The organism is Bradyrhizobium sp. WYCCWR15520, assembly GCF_056174665.1.
The window spans coordinates 24,777-32,359 of the sequence record NZ_JBWBWM010000058.1; the positions used below are offsets into that span (position 1 = coordinate 24,777).

Below are 7,583 nucleotides of genomic sequence, written 5' to 3' on the forward strand. Positions count from 1 at the left end.
GTCGGCGCGCAAACTCGCCGGCACCTATGCGTTTTCGTGTGAAAGCAGCTGATGTCGCCGGACGGCCACGGCGCTGATGTGTAGCGAAAGACGGTAGTACTACGACCTTGGCGACATCAGCCGAATCGCAGAAACACAATCTTGGCGCTTCTTTGTCAGAGCGCTTCCTCCCTGAACCTTTGCCCGCCCGGTCGGCGGGCCTCTTTTTCGAGCGAAGACGCCCGGCGTCAATCACGTGCGCGAAACAGCAGGCAGGCGTCCCCATAGGAATAGAACCGGTAGCCGGCCGCAATCGCATGCGCGTAGGCCTGCTTCATAGTGTCGAGACCGGAGAATGCCGACACCAGCATGAACAGCGTCGAGCGCGGCAGGTGGAAATTGGTCATGAGGATATCGACCGCGCGAAAGCGATAGCCTGGCGTGATGAAGATCGAAGTCTCGCCGTCGAACGGCTGAACGGTGCCGTCCTCGCGCGTCGCGCTTTCCAACAGCCGCAGCGACGTGGTGCCGACCGCGATGATGCGCCCGCCTTTGGCGCGCGCGGCATTCAACGCCCGGGCGGTATCGGCCGAGATCGAACCCCATTCCGCGTGCATTTTGTGCTCGGAGGTCTCCTCCACCTTGACCGGCAGGAAGGTCCCTGCCCCGACATGCAGGGTCAGCCGGTGCAGCTCGACGCCGCGGCCGCGTAGCGCAGCTTCCAGCTCAGGCGTGAAATGCAGCCCCGCGGTCGGCGCGGCGACCGCGCCCTCGTTCGCCGCGAACATGGTCTGGTAGTCGGCGGCATCGCGATCGTCGGGCGTGCGCTTGGAGGCGATATAGGGCGGCAGCGGCGGCATGCCGAGATCGGCGATGGCCTGGTCGAGCGTGGGGCCATGAAACGAGAACGACAGCGTGACCTCGCCCTCTTCGCCCTTGGCCTCGACCTCGGCGTCGAGATGCCCGAGCAGGCAGACCTTGCCCTCATTGCCGAAGCGAACGATGTCGCCGGGCGCGAGCTTCTTCGCCGGCTTGACCAGCGCCTGCCAGCGCGACCCGTCGAGCCGCTTGATCAGCGTCGCCTCGATCTTCGGCTCGGTCTCGCGGCCGATGCGGCGGCCCTTGAGCTGGGCCGAGATCACCTTGGTATCGTTGACGACGAGCTGATCGCCCGCCTGCAGCCACTGCGGCAACTCGGCGACGGTGCGATCGTGCAACACGCCGTCCGGCTGCACCACCAGCATGCGCGCGGCATCGCGCGGGCTGGCTGGCCGCAGCGCGATGCACGTGGCAGGAAGTTCGAAGTCGAAGAGATCGGTGCGCATGGCGCGGCCGCGCCTCACTTGGGCATCATTCCGGGGCGCATCGATGATGCGAACCTCAGATGCGCGATTGCGCATCGGGGAATCTTGAGAATCCGGATTGCCGCGCGTCGCGCGGCCTCCGGAATGACGGGTTGGATCAAGCCGCGTCCAGCGCCATCCGCGCCTTGACGATCTTGTCCGGGTTCTGCACCGGCTCGCCGCGCTTGATCTTGTCGACGTTCTCCATGCCCGAGGTGACCTTGCCCCAGACCGTGTATTGGCCGTTGAGGAAGGCGGCATCGTCGAAGCAGATGAAGAACTGGCTGTCGCCGGAATCCGGGTTCTGAGCGCGGGCCATCGAGACGGTGCCGCGCACATGCGGCTCCTTGTTGAACTCGGCCTTCAGCTTGTTGCCGGAACCGCCGGTGCCGGTGCCGTGCGGGCAGCCGGTCTGCGCCATGAAGCCCTCGATCACGCGATGGAACACGATGCCGTCGTAAAATCCCTCGCGCACCAGTTTCTGGATCTGGGCGACGTGGCCAGGCGCGAGATCAGGACGCATCTCGATGGTGACAGGACCCTGGGTGGTTTCAAGGATCAAAGTATTTTCTGTATCAGCCATGCTCTTTTCTCTTCTGGTTTGGGTGGACGTTTGCGGGTTCTGAAAGTGACCGCGAAAGGCCGGCCGGCTACCGCACCGCCCAGTCCCTCGGTAAATGACAACGGCGTACAGCGTTGCAAGGTTTCCATGACGGCAATCCGGTACGCAATCCGGTCATTCTCGCTGGGATTTCCGGATTCATAGGTAATCCTGGGTTGGCCGAGAATGGCGCCTCCGCGGTTGAAACTGACGACGACGGTAATGTCCATCGGGTCAGCGCGCGAATAAGGCGGCGGCTGCCAGCACGAATACAGTTTGGCAAAGACATCCTTGAGGGTATCGAGTTGCTGCGGCTGGGCCGAGGCGTGTGCCGCCGACGCCAGCCACACCAGAGCGGCGGCAAACCGCAGCGATGGCTTGCTGCGCGGCCGCGTCATGGCCTCACTTGAGGTCGGATGCGACTTGCACCTTCACCATCTTGTCGGGATCGGCGACGGGCTCGCCGCGCTTGATCTTGTCGACCACATCCATGCCGGCCACCACTTCACCGATCACGGTGTACTTGCCGTTCAGCGACGAACCTTCGGCGAACATGATGAAGAACTGCGAATTCGCCGAGTTGGGATCGCTCGTGCGGGCCATGCCGACGATACCGCGCTTATACGGCACGTTGGAGAATTCGGCCGGCAGGTTCGGATATTTGGAGCCGCCGGTGCCGTTGAAATTCTTGCCGTCGCCGGTCTGCGCCATGAATCCCTCGATCACGCGATGGAACGGCACGTTGTTGTAGTAGCCCTCGCGCGCGAGCAGCTTGATGCGCTCGGCATGCTGGGGTGCGAGATCGTTCCGCAGCTTGATCACGATGCGGCCCTTGGTCGTGTCGATCACGATCGCATTCGCCTTGTCGAGATTGGCGGGCAGCGGCTGCGCGATCGCGGGGCTAACCAGGAACAGCGCGGCGAGAACGGCGAGAATTCGGATCATGAAAGCTCCGGTGATGTGAAAGCAGGAAGCGCGTACGCGCGCGTCAGCCGGCGAATTTAGACTTCAGGCTCGCGGCAATCTGGGGCGGCACGAAGGCGGAGAAGTCGCCGCCCATGCCGGCGATCTGGCGTACCAGCGTAGCGGTGATCGGACGGACCGCGGGTGATGCCGGCACGAATACCGTATGCACGTCCGGCGCCATAGCCTCGTTCATGCCGGCAAGTTGCATCTCGTAGTCCATATCGGTTCCGTCGCGCAGGCCGCGAATCATGATGGTCGCGCCGACCTGCCGCGCCGCAGCCACGGTAAGATTGTCGTAGGTGGTGCAGTCGAGAGCGCAGCCGGCCTTTTGCGCAATCGGCTCACATGTCATCCGAACCATCTCGAGCCGCTCCTCGGTCGAAAACAGCGGCTTTTTGCCGGAATGGACGCCGATGGCGACAATCAGGCGGTCACACAGGGTGACGGCGTGCCTCACCACGTCCAGATGGCCGTTGGTGATGGGATCGAATGAACCGGGATAGAGCGCGATACGGGGCATGAGACCCTCCTACCCCGCCCCGGGCGGCCCGGCAAGCCGGGCCCGGTTCCCCGCCGGTCCGGCTTTTTATTTCAGATCGGCCAATGAACCAGTCCCGGGCGCCGGGCGTCTTCCTGGGCGGGCTGGATTGTTTCGTCCGCCACTGGCCGACGAAACAAAACTCGGCCGGGACGAAACCATTTTCGGACTTGGCGAAGACGGCCGGAAACTTGCGCTGGCTACAAGTCCGCCCAACGAAACGACGGGCCGCGAAGGCCCACCACAGGGGACCGTCATGATCAAGGCTTTTTCCGCTGTCGCTGCTGCCGCATTCATCGCTGCCGCGCTGACCGTACTGCCCGGCTTTGCCCCGCAGGTCGAAGCCAGCGTGCCGCAGGCGCTGGCCAAGGGCGACCGGCTCCCTGTCCGCACCGTCGGCAAGGATTGTTCGCAGCAGGCCTGGCCGAATTTCGAAGCTTCCTGCCTCCGCGCCGCCGGCTCCCAGGCCGTGGTTCGCGAAGCCCGCCTGGTGACCGCCGATCGCACCCCGTAACGGCAGATTTTCGTTCCGACCTCCAAGGAACCGCAGAAATGGCGAGCAGGGATGCCCCCCTGCCCGCCATTTGCGTTCTGAACGCTGTGGCTTGCGCGAAAATTCTGCCGCCCGCCTCAGGAGCGCGATTTGGTCTTGCCGGGAGATCGCGCCGGACGGCCGTCTGCCGTCGCCTGATTACCGACGCGCTTGAGCACCGACGTCACGACGTAGCGGCCGGCGGGATGGATGCTTTCCGAGATCTCGAACAGGCGGCCGTGCGAATCCAGATAGCGGCGGATGACTTCCAGCGCGGGCGATCCGGCTTCCGCCCCCAGCGCCTTGGCGTACTCGGTCGGAATCACGGTCGCCGCCACGGTCTGATGCACTTCGGAAGCGATCACGCCATAACTGTCCGCGATCATGTCGCAGACCAGGCGGCGGTCCTTCCGGATGTCGCTTACGGCATCCGCATAGCTTTCCTCGACATAAACATTGACCCAGGCGAGCGGCGAGCTCTTGGGCTTGGTCGATGCGCGAACGTACGGAATCCGAAGCCAGCGCGACCCCGGCTGACAGCCAAAGCGCCTTGCGGTCTGGCGATCCATCACCACGGTCTCGATACGCCTGATATCGCGATCGGTAGCTGCGGCGAGTTCAACCAGATCGCTCAATGAGCCGAGCGTCTGCTGAAAGCTCTCTTGCGGCCGTTCGCGCGTCTCGACCCGCGTGCCGGAGCCCTTCCGGCGCGACACCGCCCCAAGCTCGGTGAGCCGGCGCATTGCCGCCCGCACGGTCTGACGGCTGACATCGTAACGCGCCGCAAGCTCGAGTTCGGTCGGAATCAGACCGCCGATCGGGTACTGGCCGCGGTGGATCGCTTCCAACAAATCGCGGGCGATGTCCTCGTAGATCGGCATGTCGAACGGTTCTCGCGGGTCGGGTCGCTGCCATAGCACGGCTTCTACAGCCCCGCACCCGCACTTGACAAATTTGTACGTATCAATCATATGGCCGTACATATTAACGGAGAGGAAACAAGCGCGTGGCCAGCACGATGTTCGACAGCGCCCTCTATCGCGACGTTTTCTCGACGCCTGCCATGCGGGCGGTATTTTCCGACGAGGCGCAGCTCAGGGCCTATGTGCAGGCCGAGGTCGCGCTTGCCACCGCACAGGGCGAGACCGGCGTGATTCCGCGCGAGGCGGCCGAGGCGATCGCGCGGCAGGCGCCGGCGATCGCGCTGGATATCGAGCAGTTGAAGCGCGACACCGAGAATGTCGGCTATCCCATCGTCGGCCTGGTACGCCAGCTCTCGGCGCACCTCGGCGAAGCCGGCCGCTATTTGCACTGGGGGGCGACCACCCAGGACATCATGGACACGGCGACCGTGCTGCAACTGCGCGAAGCGGTGGCGCTGATCGAAACAGAGCTCGCCGAGGTCATCGCCACGCTCGCGGGTCTCGCCCGCCTCCACCGCGATACGCCGATGGCGGGCCGGACCCATCTGCAGCAGGCGCTGCCGATCACGTTCGGGCACAAGGCTGCCATTTGGCTATCGTCGCTGCAGCGCTCGGCCGAACGACTCGAGCAGGCCAAGCCTCGCGCCCTTCAGGCACAGCTCGGCGGCGCCGCGGGCACGCTGGCTTCGCTCGGCGAGCGCGGACTGGACGTGCGTGCGGCCTACGCGGGCGCGCTCGGTCTCACTGAGCCTGACATCACCTGGCATGTCGCCCGCGACGGGCTGGTCGAACTGGTCCAGACGCTGGCCGTGATCTGCGGCGCGCTCGGCAAGATCGGCTACGACGTCATGATCCTGATGGCGACCGAGATCGGCGAGGTGTTCGAGCCATTCTCCTCGCATCGCGGCGCCTCCTCGACCATGCCGCAAAAGCGCAATCCGATCTCCTCGGAAATTTTGCTGGCGAACGCAAAGGCAACCCGCGACGCCGCTTCACTGATGCTGGATGCCATGGTGCAGGATCTCGAGCGCGCCACCGGTCCCTGGCATTGCGAATGGCTGGCGTTGCCTCAAGTGTGTCTGCTGACCTCCGGATCGCTTTCGCAGGCGCAATTCATGCTGTCCGGCCTGATCGTCGACCCCAAGGCGATGAAGCGAAACCTGCAATCCACACGCGGGCTGATTGTAGCCGAAGCGGTCATGATGGGGCTTGCGCCCGCGCTCGGCCGCCAGGCGGCCCATGACGAGGTCTATGCCGCCTGCCGCGATGCGTTCGAGCGCGGCGACGCCCTGCTCGATGCCCTGTTGCGGCGTCCGGCCATCGCATCCGCACTTCCGCGCGACCAACTCGCCGCGTTGTGCGAGCCATCAAACTATCTCGGCACAGCCGGAGCGATGGTGGACCGCGTGCTCGCGCGTCACGGCAAACGATAGACCACACAAACAACAGACATTTGGGAGGATTGATTCATGGCGACCCGCACGCTCGATCGCCGCGCCGTCACGTTCGGCTTGGCCGGCGCCCTCTGCATGCCCTCGATCCTGCGCGCACAGGCGAATTATCCGGACCGGCCGATCAACGTCATCGTGCCGTTCGCCGCCGGCGGGCCGACCGATGCAATCGCGCGCATCTATGCCGAATTCCTCTCGCGCGACCTCGGGCAAACGCTGGTGATCGAAAACGTCGCCGGTGCCGGCGGCACGATCGGCTCGACCAGGGCTGCCCGCGCGACACCCGACGGCTATACGATCCAGATCGGTCAGGCCGGCACACATGTGTCGAGCGTCGGGCTTTATAAAAACCTGAAGTACAACCCGATCACGGATTACGAACATCTGGGATTGCTCGGCGATCTCCCGCAGGTGCTGATCGTCAAGCGCGATCTTCCGCCCGATAACTTCAAGGCGTTCGTCGACTATGTCCGCGCCAATGAATCAAAGCTCAATGTCGGTACCGCCGGCCCCGGCTCGTCGGCGCATATGGGCGCGGCCATGCTGAACGTGCGTCTCGGCACCAAGGTCAATCTGGTCTCCTACCGCGGCACGGGCCCGGCGATGAACGATCTCATCGCCGGCCAGATCGACTACATGGTCGAAGTGTCGCTCACGGCGCTGGCCCAGATTCAGGCCAAGACCGTGCGCCCGCTGGCGGTGTTCCGCTCGGCGCGAATTTCCACCCTGCCCGACGTGCCCTCCACCAACGAGTTCGGCGTCGATGGCCTCGACTTCCCGGTCTGGCTCGGATTCCTCGCCCCCAAAGGCACGCCGCAACCGATCGTGGAGCGGCTCAACACCTCGATCCGCAAGGCCACTCAGGACGCGACCCTGCGCGCCCGCCTCGCCCCGCTCGGCCTGGAAATGCCCCAAGACGCGACCAACACCCCCACCGGCTTCCGCGCCTACGTCCAGTCGGAAATCGACCGCTGGGTGCCGCTGATCCATAAGGCCGGGCTGACGATTGAGTGAGGTCTGAACGTAGCCGGTGGCCTTCCTTTGCGGCCACTCAATCCGGCCCGCGACGTTTTGGTGAAACGGTCGTTCCCTGGGGCGGTGTTTGAGTGTCTGGTCTGCTTGCGGCCGATTGTGTTGAAAAAGGCGGCTGTTGCGACGCAGAGATATCAGTGATTCAGTCTGTCTAATTGGCAGGACTGAAGGTCATGATGGGGCATCGGCAAATCGAACAAGCTGCGTTGTTCTATGAG

At 64.2% G+C, this 7,583-nt stretch carries 9 protein-coding genes; 3 read left to right on the forward strand and 6 right to left on the reverse strand.

From position 1 onward, the window contains the following. Positions 1-227 precede the first annotated feature (227 nt). The 5 genes from queA to coaD all read right to left on the reverse strand — a co-directional run bounded on the left by queA (position 228) and on the right by coaD (position 3,409). Positions 228-1,304, reverse strand: coding sequence for a tRNA preQ1(34) S-adenosylmethionine ribosyltransferase-isomerase QueA (queA, locus tag AC0QUY_RS38250; RefSeq protein ID WP_161854745.1), 1,077 nt, complete (start codon positions 1,302-1,304; stop codon positions 228-230). A 136-nt stretch (positions 1,305-1,440) separates the two neighbouring features. Continuing rightward, positions 1,441-1,905: a peptidylprolyl isomerase gene (locus tag AC0QUY_RS38255; protein WP_475391153.1), complete on the reverse strand. Its 465-nt coding sequence runs from the start codon at positions 1,903-1,905 to the stop codon at positions 1,441-1,443. Beyond that, on the reverse strand, positions 1,881-2,321 hold the full coding sequence (locus AC0QUY_RS38260) for a hypothetical protein (RefSeq protein WP_161854747.1): 441 nt from the start codon (positions 2,319-2,321) through the stop codon (positions 1,881-1,883). Before AC0QUY_RS38260 ends, AC0QUY_RS38255 begins: the two co-directional genes overlap by 25 nt. 4 nt (positions 2,322-2,325) lie before the next feature. Beyond that, positions 2,326-2,868, reverse strand: a complete 543-nt coding sequence (locus AC0QUY_RS38265) for a peptidylprolyl isomerase (protein WP_161854748.1) — start codon at positions 2,866-2,868, stop codon at positions 2,326-2,328. 43 nt (positions 2,869-2,911) lie between these two features. Further along, positions 2,912-3,409: a pantetheine-phosphate adenylyltransferase gene (gene coaD, locus AC0QUY_RS38270; protein WP_161854749.1), complete on the reverse strand. Its 498-nt coding sequence runs from the start codon at positions 3,407-3,409 to the stop codon at positions 2,912-2,914. Between the two features lie 274 nt (positions 3,410-3,683). Here coaD and AC0QUY_RS38275 point away from each other — a divergent pair, with 274 nt between their 5' ends. Continuing rightward, positions 3,684-3,941, forward strand: coding sequence for a hypothetical protein (locus tag AC0QUY_RS38275; protein WP_161856687.1), 258 nt, complete (start codon positions 3,684-3,686; stop codon positions 3,939-3,941). A 116-nt stretch (positions 3,942-4,057) separates the two neighbouring features. Here AC0QUY_RS38275 and AC0QUY_RS38280 read toward each other — a convergent pair whose 3' ends face one another. Further along, positions 4,058-4,840 (reverse strand): GntR family transcriptional regulator, encoded by a 783-nt coding sequence (locus AC0QUY_RS38280; protein WP_475391155.1) that lies wholly within the window; start codon positions 4,838-4,840, stop codon positions 4,058-4,060. Between the two features lie 137 nt (positions 4,841-4,977). Here AC0QUY_RS38280 and pcaB point away from each other — a divergent pair, with 137 nt between their 5' ends. Further along, positions 4,978-6,315 (forward strand): 3-carboxy-cis,cis-muconate cycloisomerase, encoded by a 1,338-nt coding sequence (pcaB, locus tag AC0QUY_RS38285; RefSeq protein WP_475391160.1) that lies wholly within the window; start codon positions 4,978-4,980, stop codon positions 6,313-6,315. 36 nt (positions 6,316-6,351) lie between these two features. Then, positions 6,352-7,347, forward strand: a complete 996-nt coding sequence (locus AC0QUY_RS38290; protein ID WP_475391156.1) for a Bug family tripartite tricarboxylate transporter substrate binding protein — start codon at positions 6,352-6,354, stop codon at positions 7,345-7,347. Positions 7,348-7,583 lie beyond the last annotated feature (236 nt).

Coding starts and splice junctions, on each gene's coding strand:
- queA (WP_161854745.1), bottom strand. CDS start 1,304: ATGCGCACCGATCTCTTCGACTTCGAACTTCCTGCCACGTGCATCGCG.
- AC0QUY_RS38255 (WP_475391153.1), bottom strand. CDS start 1,905: ATGGCTGATACAGAAAATACTTTGATCCTTGAAACCACCCAGGGTCCT.
- pcaB (WP_475391160.1), top strand. CDS start 4,978: ATGTTCGACAGCGCCCTCTATCGCGACGTTTTCTCGACGCCTGCCATG.
- AC0QUY_RS38290 (WP_475391156.1), top strand. CDS start 6,352: ATGGCGACCCGCACGCTCGATCGCCGCGCCGTCACGTTCGGCTTGGCC.
- coaD (WP_161854749.1), bottom strand. CDS start 3,409: ATGCCCCGTATCGCGCTCTATCCCGGTTCATTCGATCCCATCACCAAC.
- AC0QUY_RS38265 (WP_161854748.1), bottom strand. CDS start 2,868: ATGATCCGAATTCTCGCCGTTCTCGCCGCGCTGTTCCTGGTTAGCCCC.
- AC0QUY_RS38275 (WP_161856687.1), top strand. CDS start 3,684: ATGATCAAGGCTTTTTCCGCTGTCGCTGCTGCCGCATTCATCGCTGCC.
- AC0QUY_RS38260 (WP_161854747.1), bottom strand. CDS start 2,321: ATGACGCGGCCGCGCAGCAAGCCATCGCTGCGGTTTGCCGCCGCTCTG.
- AC0QUY_RS38280 (WP_475391155.1), bottom strand. CDS start 4,840: ATGCCGATCTACGAGGACATCGCCCGCGATTTGTTGGAAGCGATCCAC.